The 16,468-nt window shown below is 42.9% G+C and carries 20 protein-coding genes; 6 read left to right on the forward strand and 14 right to left on the reverse strand.

The window, feature by feature from the left end:
• Positions 1 to 297: 297 nt before the first annotated feature.
• Positions 298 to 1,254, forward strand: coding sequence for a hypothetical protein (locus ACMN7X_RS13170; protein ID WP_418747923.1), 957 nt, complete (start codon positions 298 to 300; stop codon positions 1,252 to 1,254).
• 81 nt (positions 1,255 to 1,335) lie between these two features.
• Here ACMN7X_RS13170 and ACMN7X_RS13175 read toward each other — a convergent pair whose 3' ends face one another.
• From ACMN7X_RS13175 to ACMN7X_RS13225, 11 genes are all read right to left on the reverse strand, one after another.
• Complete coding sequence (locus tag ACMN7X_RS13175) at positions 1,336 to 2,295, reverse strand: hypothetical protein (protein WP_418747924.1); 960 nt, start codon at positions 2,293 to 2,295, stop codon at positions 1,336 to 1,338.
• 124 nt (positions 2,296 to 2,419) lie between these two features.
• A complete protein-coding gene (locus ACMN7X_RS13180; RefSeq protein ID WP_418747925.1) occupies positions 2,420 to 3,148 on the reverse strand; it encodes an ATP-binding cassette domain-containing protein in 729 nt (242 codons plus the stop codon).
• Positions 3,149 to 3,163: 15 nt separating this feature from the next.
• Positions 3,164 to 4,144 carry a glycine betaine ABC transporter substrate-binding protein gene (locus ACMN7X_RS13185; RefSeq protein ID WP_418747926.1) on the reverse strand — a complete coding sequence of 327 codons (981 nt, stop codon included), beginning with the start codon at positions 4,142 to 4,144 and terminating at the stop codon, positions 3,164 to 3,166.
• A 1-nt stretch (position 4,145) separates the two neighbouring features.
• On the reverse strand, positions 4,146 to 4,790 hold the full coding sequence (locus tag ACMN7X_RS13190; protein WP_418747927.1) for an ABC transporter permease: 645 nt from the start codon (positions 4,788 to 4,790) through the stop codon (positions 4,146 to 4,148).
• Between the two features lie 100 nt (positions 4,791 to 4,890).
• The gene (locus ACMN7X_RS13195; RefSeq protein ID WP_418747928.1) at positions 4,891 to 5,958 is read right to left on the reverse strand and encodes an ABC transporter substrate-binding protein; all 1,068 of its coding nucleotides are present in this window, start codon (positions 5,956 to 5,958) and stop codon (positions 4,891 to 4,893) included.
• Between the two features lie 13 nt (positions 5,959 to 5,971).
• A complete protein-coding gene (locus ACMN7X_RS13200; RefSeq protein WP_418747929.1) occupies positions 5,972 to 6,754 on the reverse strand; it encodes an ABC transporter permease in 783 nt (260 codons plus the stop codon).
• Positions 6,748 to 7,566 carry an ABC transporter permease gene (locus ACMN7X_RS13205; RefSeq protein ID WP_418747930.1) on the reverse strand — a complete coding sequence of 273 codons (819 nt, stop codon included), beginning with the start codon at positions 7,564 to 7,566 and terminating at the stop codon, positions 6,748 to 6,750. Before ACMN7X_RS13205 ends, ACMN7X_RS13200 begins: the two co-directional genes overlap by 7 nt.
• Positions 7,559 to 8,635 carry an ABC transporter ATP-binding protein gene (locus tag ACMN7X_RS13210; RefSeq protein WP_418747931.1) on the reverse strand — a complete coding sequence of 359 codons (1,077 nt, stop codon included), beginning with the start codon at positions 8,633 to 8,635 and terminating at the stop codon, positions 7,559 to 7,561. Before ACMN7X_RS13210 ends, ACMN7X_RS13205 begins: the two co-directional genes overlap by 8 nt.
• A gap of 26 nt (positions 8,636 to 8,661) precedes the next feature.
• Entirely contained in the window at positions 8,662 to 9,195 is a 534-nt protein-coding gene (locus tag ACMN7X_RS13215; protein WP_418747932.1) for a helix-turn-helix domain-containing protein, read from the reverse strand.
• A gap of 172 nt (positions 9,196 to 9,367) precedes the next feature.
• Complete coding sequence (locus tag ACMN7X_RS13220) at positions 9,368 to 10,060, reverse strand: DUF6036 family nucleotidyltransferase (protein WP_418747933.1); 693 nt, start codon at positions 10,058 to 10,060, stop codon at positions 9,368 to 9,370.
• A complete protein-coding gene (locus tag ACMN7X_RS13225) occupies positions 10,050 to 10,610 on the reverse strand; it encodes a helix-turn-helix domain-containing protein (protein ID WP_418747934.1) in 561 nt (186 codons plus the stop codon). The genes ACMN7X_RS13220 and ACMN7X_RS13225 overlap by 11 nt, the downstream gene beginning before the upstream one ends.
• A 376-nt stretch (positions 10,611 to 10,986) precedes the next feature.
• Here ACMN7X_RS13225 and ACMN7X_RS13230 point away from each other — a divergent pair, with 376 nt between their 5' ends.
• Entirely contained in the window at positions 10,987 to 11,559 is a 573-nt protein-coding gene (locus tag ACMN7X_RS13230) for a flavin reductase family protein (protein ID WP_418747935.1), read from the forward strand.
• A 598-nt stretch (positions 11,560 to 12,157) separates the two neighbouring features.
• Here the strand turns inward: ACMN7X_RS13230 and ACMN7X_RS13235 are convergent.
• Genes ACMN7X_RS13235 through ACMN7X_RS13245 form a run of 3 tightly spaced genes read right to left on the reverse strand, consistent with a single transcriptional unit; the run spans position 12,158 to position 14,116 of the window.
• Complete coding sequence (locus ACMN7X_RS13235) at positions 12,158 to 12,691, reverse strand: RNA 2'-phosphotransferase (RefSeq protein ID WP_418747936.1); 534 nt, start codon at positions 12,689 to 12,691, stop codon at positions 12,158 to 12,160.
• Between the two features lie 39 nt (positions 12,692 to 12,730).
• The gene (locus ACMN7X_RS13240) at positions 12,731 to 13,570 is read right to left on the reverse strand and encodes a TIGR02452 family protein (RefSeq protein ID WP_418747937.1); all 840 of its coding nucleotides are present in this window, start codon (positions 13,568 to 13,570) and stop codon (positions 12,731 to 12,733) included.
• 18 nt (positions 13,571 to 13,588) lie between these two features.
• Positions 13,589 to 14,116 carry an ADP-ribosylglycohydrolase family protein gene (locus tag ACMN7X_RS13245; RefSeq protein WP_418747938.1) on the reverse strand — a complete coding sequence of 176 codons (528 nt, stop codon included), beginning with the start codon at positions 14,114 to 14,116 and terminating at the stop codon, positions 13,589 to 13,591.
• On the opposite strand from ACMN7X_RS13245, the gene ACMN7X_RS13250 reads away from it, so the two are divergent.
• From ACMN7X_RS13250 to ACMN7X_RS13265, 4 genes are all read left to right on the forward strand, one after another.
• Entirely contained in the window at positions 14,045 to 14,512 is a 468-nt protein-coding gene (locus ACMN7X_RS13250; RefSeq protein ID WP_187367953.1) for a helix-turn-helix domain-containing protein, read from the forward strand. The two genes, ACMN7X_RS13245 and ACMN7X_RS13250, sit on opposite strands and share 72 nt — an antisense overlap.
• 69 nt (positions 14,513 to 14,581) lie before the next feature.
• Positions 14,582 to 14,746 (forward strand): hypothetical protein, encoded by a 165-nt coding sequence (locus tag ACMN7X_RS13255; RefSeq protein ID WP_256173602.1) that lies wholly within the window; start codon positions 14,582 to 14,584, stop codon positions 14,744 to 14,746.
• Between the two features lie 144 nt (positions 14,747 to 14,890).
• Positions 14,891 to 15,739 (forward strand): ParA family protein, encoded by an 849-nt coding sequence (locus ACMN7X_RS13260; RefSeq protein ID WP_256173610.1) that lies wholly within the window; start codon positions 14,891 to 14,893, stop codon positions 15,737 to 15,739.
• Positions 15,693 to 16,468, forward strand: a 776-nt coding sequence (locus ACMN7X_RS13265) for a ParB/RepB/Spo0J family partition protein (RefSeq protein ID WP_418747939.1), incomplete at its 3' end; no start/stop codon positions are given. The genes ACMN7X_RS13260 and ACMN7X_RS13265, both read left to right, overlap by 47 nt.

Raw genomic sequence — 16,468 nt, forward strand, 5'->3', positions numbered from 1 at the left:
AATACTCTGAGAAATAGAGATACCCTGAAGAATATGCAAGTGTTGTAATGCACGCATTTCTGCAGGGTATCTCTATTTCTCTTTTTAATGGGTAGAAATCGGCATTAGCCGATTTCCCCATATTTTTGTCTTTTTTTGTCAACAAATTGTGATTGTATCCTTCCCATATTCAGGTATAATAGAATTTAAGATAGCAAAGCATTTCGTAATTCTTGCTTAAAACTTTTCTTTTGGTATTTCACCGGGATATCCAATATTAAAAAAATATGTTATACTTAGAAAGGAGCACTCAGTTACTTGAAAACAGAAATTGCAAAAGATATTGAAACTGCCGGATGCCTTATCCGATATGATGTTCAATGCAAAAAAGTCCTTGGTCATAAAATCATACTTGCTTGGATTATGCGTGAAACAGTAAAAGAATTTGCCAATCAAACAATTGACGCTATTCAAAAATGCATTGAAAATGAACCGGAAATCAGCACAATTCATATTGACCCCGGACAAACAAATACAAATGATAGAATTGCAGAATTAGCTACCGAAGATAAAATTCAAAATGAAGGTTCCGTAACTTTTGATATTCGTTTTAATGCCTATGTACCCCAGGAAACTCAAAGTATTAAGCTTATCCTGAACATAGAAGGCCAAAAGGATTTTTATCCCGGCTATCCCATCGTCAGCAGGGGGATTTATTATGGCGGCCGTCTTCTCTCTTCCCAAAAGGGTATAGAATTTTCAAATTCAAACTACGATAATATAAAGAAGGTCTATTCCATCTGGATCTGTACAGAAGCTCCGCAATACATAGGAAATGCTATTTCTACATATGATATTCATAAAACCGATATCGTAGGTGCAATACCGGATATTCCCGAGCACTACGATAAACTGTGTGTCATCATCATATGCCTCAATGAGAAACAAAAAAGCGAACATCCCTTTCTCAATATGATGAATACGTTGCTATCACCAACGCTTCCCATTGAGAAAAAGAAGTACATTCTGCAAAACGAATACTGTATCCCCATGGACAATGGTTTAGAAGAGGAGTTGAGTTTAATGTGTAATATTTCAGAACATGTTTGGGAAATAGCATCCCGCGAAGGAAGGGAAGAAGGTTTTAAAGATGGTGCAAAAACCGTTATAAGTAATCTTTTAAAAAGCGGTCTGCTCTCAGAAGAACAAATTATCAGCGTTTCTGGAATCAGCATAGATGAGCTAAAAGAAATCCGCTTAAACATGCAAAATTAAACACTGAAAAGCCCATAAAATTAAAGGGATATCCTGAAAATATAATTCAGCGATATCCCCCTTTATTTTGCCTTTAGTAAACTAAATTTCTTCTAAAATTTTCTGTACCTCATCTAAGGTTATGCCCTGATTTTCAGCAATTTCCTTCTCGGACTCTCCGCGAAGCTTTCTTGTCAGGACAGCAACCTGCAGATTAAGAGCTTCCGCTCTAAGCTGTTCTTTTTCTGCCTTAAGGCGTTCCTTTTCTGCTCTAAGTCGTTCTTTTTCTGCACTTTTAAGTCCTTCAAGCCGCCCCTCTTCAAAACTGATCTCTTTTTCTGAAGCGATGTGAAATGCCTCATCATATTCTTCCAGACACATGTTTGTCACCTCCGCTTTATTAGCCCGCAAAATATCTGCCAGTATATCGTGTGCGATACAGTAATCCACGGCTTCTTCAATAGCTTCTCTTAATGGCCTGCTTTGAGTCGTGCGCTTCCGGACCTCTGCCACGAACAGAGAGTATTCATAGAGGAGCGGACACCGCTGCATGATTTTGGTGTTGCGGCCCTTATTGATATTAACCATGTGGGCGCTGAACTGGGCGCAGGACTTTTCGACGCCGTCTGCAGCCTCCATGCTGTCGGTTAGATATAAGATTTCTTCATCCGACATTTCTTTAAGGCCGTTATAGAAAACATAATACCTTGGCACAGGAAGGCGAAGCTGTTTGCTTCCGTAAAGGTCAAGCCGCTGCAATTCGATATATCGTTTAAAGGCGGCAGCCATATAGAGGAACCCCCGCAAGGGCATGTTGGGATTGTATGTACTCTGGTGCTCAAAGACGTTCATATTCCAGTCGATCAAAAAGGATAAATCATTTTTCATACCCATGTAGACAAAATTCTCCATAGTGTAGATTTCTAAATCATCTACATTTTCATAGTCGCTTTCGTTAACAGCATTATACAGTGCGAGGAGCGCTTCTTTGTCTTTAAAGATGAACCGGAAAAGCCGGTCTTTATGTTTCGCATTTACGCTGACATTCATTTGCATATCCATTCCATTTTCTCCTTATATTATAATTCAGGTTTCAATAGTTATGCAATGATTATAGAACAATCTTTTAAAAAAACCTGTCGAAACCTGGCAGAGAAAACGCATTTTTAATCGACAAATTGTAATGCTATAATACACTTTTTATTAAATCTGCCACAAAGCTGTCGGCCGGCGCCCGGCATATATTTTCCGGCGTATCCAGCTGGACAACCCTTCCGTCCTCCATCACCATCACCCGATCACCCAGTTTCATGGCCTCCCGGATATCATGTGTGATGAATACCACTGTCAATTTTAAGGATTTCTGAAGCTTCAGGATTTCATCCTGCATTGTCTGCCGGGTGATTTCATCCAAAGCGCCGAAGGGTTCATCCATAAGAAGAATTTTGGGGTCTGCAGCCAGAGCCCGGGCAATGCCAACCCGCTGCTGCTGACCCCCGGAAAGCTCCGCCGGATATTTTTCCAGTTTTTCTTCCTCCAGGCCGACCAGCTTCAAAAGCCGCAATGCCAGCTCCCGGTTTTCCTTCTTATCTTTTTTTCCGCTGATCACAGGGACATAGGTAATATTTTTTTCCACTGTCATATGGGGAAACAGCCCCCGATTTTGAATGACATAGCCAATCCGCCGCCGCAGGGAAATGATATCTGTTTCTGCTATATTTTTTCCCTCAACGCACACGGCCCCTTCATCCGGCATCAGAAGACCGTTCATCAGTTTCAGCATCGTTGTTTTTCCGCAGCCGGACCGCCCGATCACTGTAAGAAATTCCCCTTCTTTCACCGAAAGGCTAAAATCTCTCAGTATTTCCTGCCCGTCAAAGCTTTTTGTCACATGTTCCAGTGTAATAATATCCATCCGTCTACTCTCCGATTATTCTGCAATAATTCCTTTGGAAGTCAAAAATTCTTTTGCAACATCCGCCTCATTTTTCCCTTCCACTTCAACCTGATAATTCAGTCCGGCCATCTCTTTATCTGTTAAAATGCCGTCCATCTTCATAAGGGCATCCTCCAGTCCCGGATAATTTTCCAGAGAATCCTTTCGAACGATCGTTGAGCAGAAATAATTTACCTGTAAATTCCTGTCATCCTCCAAAACAACCACATCATCCCGGCTAAGCTGCGCATCCGTGGTAAACCCATTGGTCACATCAATCTCACCGTTTTCCATGGCATGATACTTCAAGCCGATATCGATATCTTTAACATCCTTGAAATTCAAACCATAGGTTTCGCACACCAGCTTAAATCCGTCCTCCCGCTCAATATAATCCGGGTTTCCGCCAAACACAAGCTGATCGGCAACCGCCGCCAGATCTGAAGTTGTCTTTAACGGAAATTCATCCGCCACTTCTTTTCGAACCGCAATCGCATAGGTATTATTAAATCCATAAAGACCAACCCAGGTCATATTAAAATTTTCTTCGTACTCTTCCTTCAGTTTTTCGAACATATCGTCATCGCTGACTTCGGAAGCCTCATGCTTCAAAACCATCACCCAGCCGCTGGAAGTATACTCCGGATAAAGGTCAAATTCTCCCTTTTCCATCGCCGGATGGATGTTGCTCGTACCTCCGCCGATACCCTTCGTAATCTCCACACTGTAATCTGTACTGTCCTCGATCACAAGCTTTAACATTTCTCCGAGAATATACTGTTCCGTCATCGGTTTTGTCGCAATTTTTATAGGATCCCCGGATGTTTTTTCCTGATCTGCTCCATTTTCCTCCATCGTCTCACTGCCGGCGCTTTCCGACACTTTTTTGCTTTCTGTCTTATCGCCGCATCCCGTAATGACCGCAGTCAACATCATCACCGCCGCAAGTCCTGCTGCTGTTTTTCTCAATTTCATTTTAAGATCTTCCCTTTCTTTTTATCTTTTTTTCTATCAATCCAATCAGTAGATCACTGACTAATGCCAACAAAGCTATTAGGAAGCTTCCTCCAAAGGTCAATGCCGTATTATAAAGCGTAATACCTCTGTAAATGGCCACGCCAAGACCTCCGGCGCCGATAAACGAAGCAATAGCCGCAACGGAAATCGTCATAACAACCATATTTCGAATTCCCGCTATGATCACTCCCAAAGCCAACGGCAATTTAATTTTCATCATAATCTGAAAATCCGTACTCCCCATACCCCTGGCTGCAGTAATAATATCTTCATCGACTCCCTTGATCCCCGCATAAGTATTTCGGACCATCGGCATAATTCCATAGATGGTCAAAGCCGCCACCGCCGTCTTATCCCCGATACCTATGAACGGTATAAGCATACCCAACAGAGATATGGAAGGTATTGTATAAAACACATTGGCAATACCCAAAATCACCGGAGATATCCGGTCATGCTCAGCGATCCACATTCCGATCAAAAGGCCGATAACACCGGCGAGAAGGATCGCAATGGCTGATATTGCGATATGCTGCAGAATTAATTCCCAAAACCATTCCTTCCTCTCCATGTACACCTGAATAACTTCCTTCAACAGTTCCAAAACATTTCCTCCTGTGTGCAAATTCTGTCCCATTCATCATTTTACCACAAGAAATGACGGCTGCACAGAAAAATTCTGTCTGCGCAGCCGCTTTTTATATTTAGTAGGCTTTCAGTTCCTTCCATAACAAATTATAAAATTCTTCAACTTCCGGGCCGAGATACTTATATACCTCGCACTTTTCCAGAGTACTTTCCTCAGGAAAAATCGTATAATCCTCTTTAGTTTCCTCATCCAGAGATTCATATAACACCCTGTTCGGAGTGCCGTAATACACGTAATCAAAATTAATCCCGGCAATATCTTCTCTGTTCATAAAATCAATGAACTTCTCCGCATTCTCCTGATGTTTACATGTATCCGGAATCATCCAGCAGTCAAACCATATATTGGAGCCTTCCTCCGGCACTACATAGTCCAGATTTTCATTGGACTCCATCGCCGCCGTAGCGTCCCCGGAATATATGACCGCCAAAGCCGCATCCCCGGCAATCATAGCATCTCTGGATTCATCAACCATATAAGCCATTACCAGCTCTTTCTGCTCCATCAGCAGCGACTGGGCCTCTAAAAGCTCCCCTTCATCCTCTGTATTTAAGGATTTACCTTTCCATTTTAAAGGAACCTCAAAGGCATCCCGCATACTGTTTTCCATAATGATCTGGTTCGCATATTTTTCATCCCAGAGAATATCCCAGCTGTCAACCTCCTCATCCACCATCTCAGTGTTATAAAGAATACCTACCGTTCCCCAAAAATATGGAACCGCATACTCATTTTTCGCATCAAAGGCCCGGCAAAATTCCAGATATGTCTCATCCAGATTGTCATAATACTCCATAGATGCCGTGTCGATTTTCTTTGCCTCGCCATTGCGGATCATTTTTTCAATCATATAATCTGAGGTACAGATCAAATCATAGGGAATATTGCCGGACTGATATTTGGTATACATATCTTCCGGCGTTACATACTGCTCATATTCCACGTGAATTCCCGTTTCCTTCTCAAACATCTCAATTGTTGTGAAGTCAATATAATCACCGTAATTAAAAACAACCAGCGTATTTCCCGAATCAGAGATATTCACATCCTCTGATCCCCCGCAGCCGCTCAGCAACAAAGCCGTCGCTGCCATAAAACATGCATATACTCTATACTTTTTCACCGCATTCTCCCTTCTATCCCCGTGTCTCCTGGACCTGTCTCGCCGATACCCGATTGGCGACCCAGAGAACAATAAGTATCAGCAGGAATAAAATTGTCGACAGCGCATACATTTGCGGATTAATACCACGGCGCACCTGCTGATAAATCATCGTGGATATCGTATTCATTCCGGCGCCTTTTGTAAAATAAGTAATGACAAAATCATCCAGAGAAATGGTAAACGCCAGCAAAAATCCCGAAAAAATTCCCGGCATAATGTCCGGCAGGACAACCTTGAAAAAAGCATATACCGGCGAAGCACCCAAATCCAGAGCCGCTTCATAAGTCGTCAGGCTTGTCTGCTGAAGCTTCGGCATAACATTCAAAATCACATAGGGAACACCCAATGTGATATGGGCGGCCAGCATGGAAAAATATCCAAGATTCCAAAAGCGGCCGAAAAGAAGCATGATCGCAATACCGGTGACCACATCCGCATTCAGCATCGGAATATTTGTAACCGTCATAATCGCCTGCTGCCTTTTCTGTCCCATCACAGTGATACCGATACTGGCCAGCGTTCCAAGGAGTACGGCGACAATTGCTGCCACCGTTGTCAGCATTAATGATGTTCGAACCGCCTCAATAACCATTTCATCCTGAAATAATTCCACATACCACTGAAAGGTAAATCCGCCCCATACCCGGCGGGATTTTGAGGCATTAAACGAGCAGACGATAAGGATGGCTATCGGTGCATATAATAAAAAGAGTACAAATCCCACATAGAACTTCTCAATATAACGCTTTACCATATCATCTGCCCCTCCCCTTCCGCATCATTTTTATTCATAATTGCCATACTGATAAAGATAAATATCATCAGCACGATCGAAAGTCCGGAGCCCAGATGCCAATTGTTAGTCAAAGAAAACTCCTGCTCAATGACATTTCCGATAAGCAATATCTTTGAACCGCCCAAAATGTCCGCAATCGCAAACTCTGATATACTCGGCACGAATACCATAATAATTCCGCTGATAACTCCCGGCATGGACAGCGGTAAAATAATCTTTCTGAAAATCAATTTATTCCCCGCTCCCAGATCCGCCGCCGCATGGATCAGATCCCTGTCAATCTTACACATGGCATTATAAATCGGCAGAATCATAAACGGCAGATAATCATAAGTCATTCCAATGAGAATCGCCGTCCGGGTATAGAGTAAATGCTGAGATGGGAGCCCGAAAAAATTCAGTATCCCATTCAAAATCCCCGTATTTGCCAAAATCATCTGCAAAGCCAGAACCCTCAGTAAAAAGTTGATCCACATAGGAAGAACAAACAGCATAATGATAATGCCCTTTTTACTTCCCTGATTTTTACTCAATATATAAGCCAGCGGATAAGCGATCACCAGGCTGATACAGGTACTTCCAAAAGCGATCAGCAGCGACTGTCCCAAAGCCTTATAATGAATCGGATTCCCGATGGCCAACAGATTTTCCAACGTAAATCCGCCGTCCGCAGAGGTAAATCCATAATAAATGATCATCAATAAAGGAAGTATAATAAATCCTACAGCCCATAACAGATAAGGCCCCGCCAAATATTTTCTTTTATTCATCCAGCGCCACAGCTTTCTCATCTTCGGATTCCGGTTTATTCATAATCTGAATATTAAACGGGTCTACACGAAGGCTCACCGGAGTGCCGACTGCATGCGCTACCGTACTCTGCACCAGCCACTCGAAACCATTTGCCATAACTTCCATTTCATAATGAACGCCTTTAAAAATAATGTGGCTTACCACACCGTCCATAAAGCCCTTGCCGGGATCATCCAGAATAATATCTTCCGGACGGATAACTACGTCCACCGGCTTATTATTGCCAAAGCCTTTATCCACACAGTCAATCTTCACGCCCAGAATTTCAACCAGCTCATCCCGCACCATAATGCCGTCGATGATATTGCTGTCACCGATAAAGTCGGCCACAAAGGCATTTTCCGGTTCATTATAAATATCCTCCGGCGTCCCCATCTGCTGAATATATCCCTGATTCATAACAACCACCGTATCCGACATGGTGAGGGCTTCCTCCTGATCGTGAGTGACATAGACAAAGGTAATTCCAAGCTCATTTTTCAGCCGGATCAATTCATACTGCATATCCTGCCGCAGCTTTAAATCCAAAGCCCCCAAAGGCTCATCCAAAAGAAGAACTTTTGGCTCATTAACAATGGCTCTCGCAATAGCGATTCGCTGCTGCTGCCCGCCGGACAGATAAGAGGGCATACGTTTTTCAAAGCCCTCCAGATTAACCAGCTTCAAAGCATATTTGATTTTATCTTTAATATAAGCGCTTGACTTATGACTGATCTTCAGGCCGAAAGCAATATTTTCCTCAATATTCATATGCGGAAACAGAGCATATTTCTGAAATACCGTATTCAAATTTCTCTTATTCGGAGGAACCTGAGTGATATCCTGTCCGTCAAAAATGACACTGCCCTTGTCCGGCGTCACAAAACCGCCTAAAATCCGCAATGTTGTTGTTTTTCCGCAACCCGAAGGCCCAAGTAATGTTAAAAATTCATTTTCCTTGATAGACAGGTTCAAATCATCCAGAACACAAGTATCATCAAAGGATTTGGTAATATTCACCAGGTCGATTAATGGCTTCTTACTCAACTTTTCTTCCTCCTAAGTATCAAATATTAAAAGCTGGGCGGGGAACTCACCCATAATACCGTTGCCCCATGCCGGGATTCCAGATAATGCTGTTTCTCCGGCAGAAAATAAAAAGATTCTCCGCTTTTTATCTTATAAACATTGTTTCCAATATGCAGACGAGCAGATCCCTTCAGTACGAACCCGAACTCCTCCCCCTCGTGGGGGTTATCGGGGTAAGTCGAACCGCCGGGCTCCAACGTCAAAAGAATCGGTTCCATCACATTTTTCTGCGCGTTGGGAATGATCCACTGAATTTTATTTTTCAACTCGCCATCAAGCTTTTCGAAATAGTCTCCCTTTGAGAATACTACCTGCTCTTCCGTCTCTTCATTAAAAAAATCTCCGATATTCGTCCCCAGACATTGAAGAATATCCATCAACGTGGCAATCGATGGCGACGTCAAATTTCTCTCTAACTGGGAAATAAAACCTTTCGTCAGCTCGGCCCGGTCCGCCAGCTCTTCCTGAGTAAGTCCCTTCATTACACGCAAATCCTTCAACTTTCGTCCAATATCCATGTTAGCCTCCTACCGCAAGTCCTTTTTTATACTTGTAGTTGTAAAAATAATCTTAAAGTTTAGTAAAACTAAACATCATTCAATGCCTATTATACAGAATGTCTATTGTTTGTCAATAAAAATTTATAAAATAAAAAGAGACAGGTCATTTCTGATCTGCCTCCATATCGTTTTATATCAATCTCTTTTTTTCTCTGAGTATTGATAAAATATCGTCCAAATTATCCTCCTTCAAAACATTCTCATAATTCTTATCAAATTCAACAAGAATATCTTTGTTATTAAGTTCCTCTTTTCTTATCTGATCATATGCAATTCCCTCCGCCGAATAATACTTCCTCAGAAACTCCCATGCCTCAGGTTTCACACCGTTATCTTTTCCATATAATCTCTCCACAGCAGAGCATATTTCTTCATAGGTGAATGGACTATCCTGTAATAATCCGATGATATCCGACTGGTCATTTTTATATGATCTGAATGACTTAAGTTTCATGGCAATCAGATACTTATCATCCACTATTCTGACATCTAAAACCTGGTTAAAAGTCCTATAGTATTTACTCACTGCCACTAATTGACCGGAATAAGATGATGATTGCTTAAAATCTGAATTAAGCCAGTCCGCTGACAAGCCAAGACGGTCCGCCGTTCGACGGACTGCATCTTTAATTGAAGAGCCATCCGATACAATAGCATCAATATCACTGGAAGATTCCCTGAAATCATGCTTTAAAACAATGGCAGCGCCGCCGACAACTACAATCTCATGTTTGGAATTCCGTCCAAACTCTCGTTTGAGCTCCTTGCTTAATTCCTTCAAATTATTATTCATATCCATTCGATTAAACATCTTAGCATACATTAAATATATCTCCTTCAATAATTCCATGCGCTAAAAACTCCGGAATACAATCAGAATAATCATACGCATCCTTCCCCAGCACCGCCGATATCAGCTTCCCGGAAAGAGGTACAATCATTGGTTCTATACGCGCTTTTCTCAATTCATCGTATTTTGTGCATAAAGGAACATGATTTATTCTTGAAAGATAATCAACCATTGATAATAAATACAGTGCCTGAATCCTATGATTTTCTGTCCAGTATCTTTCAATGATATCTGACTGCAAAACCTCCAGCAAAAAACCAATTTGAGATTTTGATTTAATCGAATGAGCTACTTCGCTTTTAAATATTTCAAAATCCTGAAGGGTATACTGGCGATTCATCTCATATAATCTATCCATGGATATGTTTAAATACTGTGCTATTTTATACAAAGTTTCACATGTACATTTTTCGATAGGAGTTCTATGATTTACAATATAATTCACCGTACTATATGCAATCCCCGTATTATCGCTGATTTCCTTTATGGAGATATGTTTTTCCTTTAAATATTTTTTAAGCATAATATCTCACTCCTTACGATAATTATATCGATATGTCGATATTCTGTCAAGTATAAAGAATTGTCATTTTATATTTCCCGTTCATCAACAATAAAGTATACCCATTCGGGATGCCCGAATGGGTATACCATACCGTGCGGAGCTTGACGGAGCACGCCCATGCGAAGCATCTGACATACGGGATGCCCGAATGGGTATAATTAAAACCAGTCGTTTTCAGGGTTTCATTGGATATGCATCGTTTACTCATTTCACACTTTCTTTCAGGTTAGTATTTGAAATTAATGTAAGTATCGCACTTAAATGTGCGTACTTGTTTTTTATCTCATTCTTGTTATGATTATAATATCAATAATATAGAAAAGGGGCAATGATCATGACGAAGAATTTTGGTGTAAAACCTTATTTATTCCCAATGCCGACCTATATGATCGGTACTTATAATGATGATGATACTGTTGATGTAATGATGATGGCATGGGGCGGAATCTGTGCAGCGGATATGGTAGCGCTGAATCTGGAAGCCGAACACAAAACCGTAGCTAATATTGAAACAAGAAAGGCCTTTACCCTCGCTGTGCCGGGAACAGATACTCTGAAAGAATCTGACTTCTTCGGAATCGCCACCTCTAATAAAATGGCGGACAAATTTGAACGCAGCGGACTTCACGCTGTGAAAAGCGAAAAAGTGGATGCACCAGTCATCACAGAATATCCTATCACGCTGGAATGTGAAGTTGTGGAAATGCAGTCGCAGCCTTATGGCCTTCGCGTTCTTGGCCGGATCATCAATGTGATCGCTGACGAAAAAATCCTGGACGAAGCCGGTAAAATCGATGCCGGAAAAATTCAGGCTTTTGCCTTTGACCAAATGCAGAACGGCTATTACGCCATTGGGGAAAAGGTCGGCCAGGCATGGCACAGCGGAACAGACTTTATGAAAAAGTAAATGCTTCAATAAACAAAGTACAAAAAATAAGCAAGCAAAATCAATTGTGTTTATTTGTTTAACCCAGATTTTGTTTGCTTATTTACATTTATTACTCAGTTTTTTATACAATAAGCAAATACATTTTATAATATATGATACATTTTCTTTGTTTACCACTTATGTCATCTGTTGTTTTAAAAAATTAATATTTCGTTTTTTTATGCATTAGAAAAGCAATAGCAATTAAGTTCTAATTGTTGAATAAAAAAACGTATGCTATACTTTGAAGTATGGAAAACCAGAGAGCCCGGCGGCTTACCCTCTTTTACCGGAGGGGCTAACCCTCCAGACAAAAGAAAGGAGGGCGTTGCCAATGTATGTTACATATTCTGATTTGGTTCAGATTGGAATATTCATTGTTGCCCTTGTTGGTCTGTGCTATCAGATATTCAGGGAAAAAAGAAAATAGCCGCCACTACTGCAATAGTGACGGCCAGACTGTAAAAAGTTTAGCTTAATTATTATTGGGGGTAGCCGCTTCTCTGGCTTTCCCTCTTTGTATCTTCAATATAGCACATCTCGAAATAAGACGCAAGAGATTTTATCTCTTATGTACTCATAACTTTTTCATGTATTTTGCTGGAACACTTTTTGTCAGCCAGACACTATTTACTGATTGATAGAACACATAGCCATCATTATACATTTCACTCGCATAAATTTCATAAACAACAGGTTTTCCATGTCTTGAGCCTACCATCTTTGCGGTTCCTTCATCACCAGAAAGATGAACATAAAGGCGACTTTTAGAAATAAGCCCCTGTTCATTAATTGAGCGAACATATTTCTCACCCGTTCCGTGGTATAAGATAATTGGTGGTTTCTTTTCTGGAAGTTCCACATCAACAGGAATGGAATGCCCCTGATTTGCTCTAATCAACGTTTTATCCTCATTAAAAGAATAACGTTGTTTGTTATCCGTTGTAACGATTTTTTCAAGTATAGCCATATCAATATACTGTGTTTTTGAAATACCATCAAGCAGATCACCAACGTTTGCCCAGCCATGCTCATCAAGAGAAATACCGATAGCTTCCGGTTTGTGTCGCAGAATCAAACTAATGAATCTGCTTGTTTTTATTAGGTCCAATATTATCACCTTCTTTTACTTAAAGCATTGATACAATGTTCACCCCAAAACGTTCTTAAACACTCTATAATTTTCCTTCTCCCACTCTGTATGAAATACGGCGTATTCGATCGTATCAAAAACATGCAGATAATCCTGTTGAACCTGTTTGAAAACATTTGCAACAATCTGAGGCGGATTACAAAAAGCGCCGCATCCGAATGCGCCTAAGATCAAAACCTCAGCCCCTTCATTGGCGGCAACGGCAAAAATCTTCTCAATCCTGCTATGAAGTAATTCAGCCAGCGAATGATCATCAATCGCTGCCGGTTTATTTCCTGCACCCGGATTCATAGAGTTGCCCGGATATCTTCTGAGATTCGGAGCTGCACAGGTAAGCACGGCCACCGAATACCAGTCCTTTTCAGGAAGCAATTCCGGAAATGAAATGTCCTCCTTAAATACCGTAACCTCCGGCGTATACAGGCAATCATCATTATATAAAGGATTATTCAATCTGCGGTGAGGGCCGTAGAATTTATCCATCATGTACGGAATATTAAGATTAAAATATAAAGTACTGCATCTGCAAAGCGCCTCTTCCTGCGCTGAACTGCCGTTTACGACACCGCCTCCCGGATTTGTCGCAGAAGCAAAGTTAAGAACACATACTTTTTTTCCTGCCCTGGCATATGGCGCTGCTGCCTCGAAGCTTCTTTTTCCGGATACAATGACATCCGCCGCAGCACTTCTTTGTACTTTATTATTTAAAACAACTTTTTCCAAATATAATGTCTGTTTATTATTTGATTCTCCAATACAGTCACGGAGCCGTTCAATTTTCTTGCAGAGATTGGCCGTATCCGCAAAAATCTCTGCATTTTTAGCTTTTCTATCCATTCTTATTCCTTCTTTCTTTTATTTACACATGTCTTCAATCCATTCTCTTCTCTGGATAACTGCAAGCCATTCTTCCGGAATATTCTCATATCCGTAGAAGAGGCCCGCAAGGCCGCCTGCGATCGCGGCGACGGTATCTGTATCATCCCCGAGATTCACGGCCTTCAGAAGACACTCTTTAAAAGTATCTGTCGTAATCAGGCACCATACTGCCGCTTCCAAAGAATCGACCACATAACCGCTGCCGCAAATATCATCTGCACTTACACATGCAAATTCATTTATATCAAAAAGACTTACATAATGCATAAGTTCTGCGCTATTGCCTGAATTCTGACGATAAAACTTAAATCCATCATCCAGGCCTTTCTGCAGACACTCTTTTAATGGAATATCCGCTGTATTATAAATAATCGCCTTACCGATAGTAATCTCAATCACACAGGGATTTACCTCTATTCCAAAGGCAAGATCATGATTCACTTGACCTTTGATTACCAAAGCGACGAAGGCTGTACTACACCGGGCCAATATTTGAGGTATCACCGGACATTCCAGGGCCTCACTACAAGAGAACTGGCAGAAAAGGTAGGTGTTGTGCCCGCAACGCTGGTTCTGTATGAGAATGACCGGCACCCCATCAAGCACAGTACGGCGGTGGCACTTGCAAATGTGTTGGGGATTGACCGCAGCAGACTTCTGGATGAGTACACTGTCTTTGTAGATTATCCGTACTCCTCACTTTTGAAAAAGGTGCGGCGGGAGCTTTCCTTTACTCAAATGCAGATGGCTGAAGTTATCGGAATAGGACAAACGACTTATTCCGGTTGGGAAAGAGAAGTCCGTGTTCCGCGTCGTAAAGAGCACGAAAAAATCCTCGCCGCAATGAAAAAACTAAAGGTAGATGTTGATACATACCTCTGCCAACCAAATCCTCTCTGATTGAAAATCGCACATTTGCGGTGCGGCGTTCTTCCTATATATAATGAAAACGTAAAGGAGGAACGCCTTATGAAAAAAAGAAAATTTAAGATATACATCTCGCCCGCTGAGAACAGCATTGTGATCCAGAGCCTTAACCGCCTGCGCAATACCATGCTCCGGGAGAACCGGGACACCGGGTGTCTGGATGAACTTCTGCTCAAGGTGATGTGCACCCCGGTGAAGAAGGTGTAAAATTACATACCGTTGCTTTATGAGCCGCTTATTCTTTGTATAGAGTAAGCGGCTTTTTTCATGCCCATCTTTCGGATTCTACGCATACATAGCCGTTCATCTTGCCAATGGGCGGCTAAATCTATGAAGAAGGAGGACATGAAAATGCCGGAACAAAGAAGCCGCCCCAGGGATAGCCGCGTGATCGCGCTGGCTAACCAGAAAGGCGGCACAGGCAAAACCACCACGACGGTGAATCTGGGGATCGGCCTTGCACGGCTGGGGAAAAAGGTGCTGCTCATTGACGCAGACCCCCAGGGCGACCTTACCACCTGTCTGGGCTGGCAAGACCAGGACAGCTTGCAGACCACCCTTGCCACCGTCATGGAAAAGGTGATCCGCGACGAGCCTTTTACAACGGATGAGGGCATTTTGCACCACAGCGAGGGCGTAGACCTTATGCCTGCCAACATTGAACTATCGGCGCTGGAGGTCAGCCTGGTAAACGCCATGAGCCGGGAGTTTACCCTACGCACCTATGTCAACGAGGCAAAGAAAAATTATGACGTGGTACTCATTGACTGTATGCCTTCCCTGGGCATGATTACCATTAACGCCCTGGCTGCGGCAGACAGCGTGATCATCCCTGTCCAGGCCCATTATCTCCCGGCCAAGGGCATGACTCAGCTTATGAAAACCATAGGTAAGGTGAAACGGCAGATCAATCCGGCCCTGAAGGTGGACGGTGTTCTGCTCACCCTGGTGGACGGACGCACCAATCTGGCGCGCCAGACAGCGGATACCCTGCGGCAAAGCTATGGGAACGTATTGAAAATCTACCGTTCCGAGATTCCCGTAGCCATCAAAGCCGCAGAGATCAGCGCCGCAGGCAAGAGCATTTACACCTACGACAAAGGCAGCAAGGTGGCCCAGGCTTATGCGGAGTTTTCAAAGGAGGTGCTGGCAGATGGCGAAAAGCAACGCGCTAAACTTCAATCTTCCCTCAGTCGATGACCTGTTCAGCACCGAAGAAAGCCGTGCGGAGGACAGGCTGGAGCGGGTTGTCAATTTGAACCCCGCAGAAATCAGCGACTTTCCCAATCACCCTTTTAAGGTGCGGATGGACGCGGCCATGCAGGAAATGGCGGAGAGCGTGAAGCAGTACGGCGTACTGGTGCCCGCCCTGGTGCGGCCCAAGCGGTCAGGCGGCTATGAAATGGTGGCCGGACACCGCAGGAAAACAGCGGCGGATTTGGCGGGGCTTGCGGAAATCCCTTGCATTGTGCGAAATCTCACCGATGAGGAAGCGACCATTATCATGGTGGATTCCAACTTGCAAAGGGAGCAGATTTTGCCCTCGGAGAAGGCGTTTGCCTACAAAATGAAGCTGGACGCCATGAAAAGGCAAGCTGGGAGGCCATCTAAAGAAAATTCGCGCCCAGTGGGCGCAGATTTAATAGGTACTCGTTCAGACGAGTTGCTTGCCAAAGATGTACCGGATAGTGCAAGACAAATCCAGCGATATATCCGCCTTACCAACCTCGTCCCGGAAATTCTGGAGTTGGTAGACAATTCCGTGCTGAAAGACCCGGAAATGCTGCAAATCGCGCTGCGGCCTGCGGTGGAGCTTTCCTACCTGCGAAAAGAGGAACAAGCCGACCTGTTTTCCATCATGGACGAGATGGACTGTACCCCGTCACACGCCCAGGCCATCAAAATGCGTCAGATGTCCGAAGCCAAGAC

It is taken from the genome of Frisingicoccus sp. (assembly GCF_048388605.1).
Lineage (GTDB): Bacteria > Bacillota > Clostridia > Lachnospirales > Lachnospiraceae > Frisingicoccus.

Coding starts and splice junctions, on each gene's coding strand:
- ACMN7X_RS13255 (WP_256173602.1), top strand. CDS start 14,582: ATGAAAAAAAGAAAATTTAAGATATACATCTCGCCCGCTGAGAACAGC.
- ACMN7X_RS13175 (WP_418747924.1), bottom strand. CDS start 2,295: ATGGATATGCAAATGAATGTCAGCGTAAATGCGAAACATAAAGACCGG.
- ACMN7X_RS13205 (WP_418747930.1), bottom strand. CDS start 7,566: ATGAATAAAAGAAAATATTTGGCGGGGCCTTATCTGTTATGGGCTGTA.
- ACMN7X_RS13185 (WP_418747926.1), bottom strand. CDS start 4,144: ATGAAATTGAGAAAAACAGCAGCAGGACTTGCGGCGGTGATGATGTTG.
- ACMN7X_RS13225 (WP_418747934.1), bottom strand. CDS start 10,610: ATGCTTAAAAAATATTTAAAGGAAAAACATATCTCCATAAAGGAAATC.
- ACMN7X_RS13240 (WP_418747937.1), bottom strand. CDS start 13,570: ATGGATAGAAAAGCTAAAAATGCAGAGATTTTTGCGGATACGGCCAAT.
- ACMN7X_RS13180 (WP_418747925.1), bottom strand. CDS start 3,148: ATGGATATTATTACACTGGAACATGTGACAAAAAGCTTTGACGGGCAG.
- ACMN7X_RS13250 (WP_187367953.1), top strand. CDS start 14,045: ATGATTCACTTGACCTTTGATTACCAAAGCGACGAAGGCTGTACTACA.
- ACMN7X_RS13220 (WP_418747933.1), bottom strand. CDS start 10,060: ATGTATGCTAAGATGTTTAATCGAATGGATATGAATAATAATTTGAAG.
- ACMN7X_RS13230 (WP_418747935.1), top strand. CDS start 10,987: ATGACGAAGAATTTTGGTGTAAAACCTTATTTATTCCCAATGCCGACC.
- ACMN7X_RS13260 (WP_256173610.1), top strand. CDS start 14,891: ATGCCGGAACAAAGAAGCCGCCCCAGGGATAGCCGCGTGATCGCGCTG.
- ACMN7X_RS13200 (WP_418747929.1), bottom strand. CDS start 6,754: ATGGTAAAGCGTTATATTGAGAAGTTCTATGTGGGATTTGTACTCTTT.
- ACMN7X_RS13215 (WP_418747932.1), bottom strand. CDS start 9,195: ATGGATATTGGACGAAAGTTGAAGGATTTGCGTGTAATGAAGGGACTT.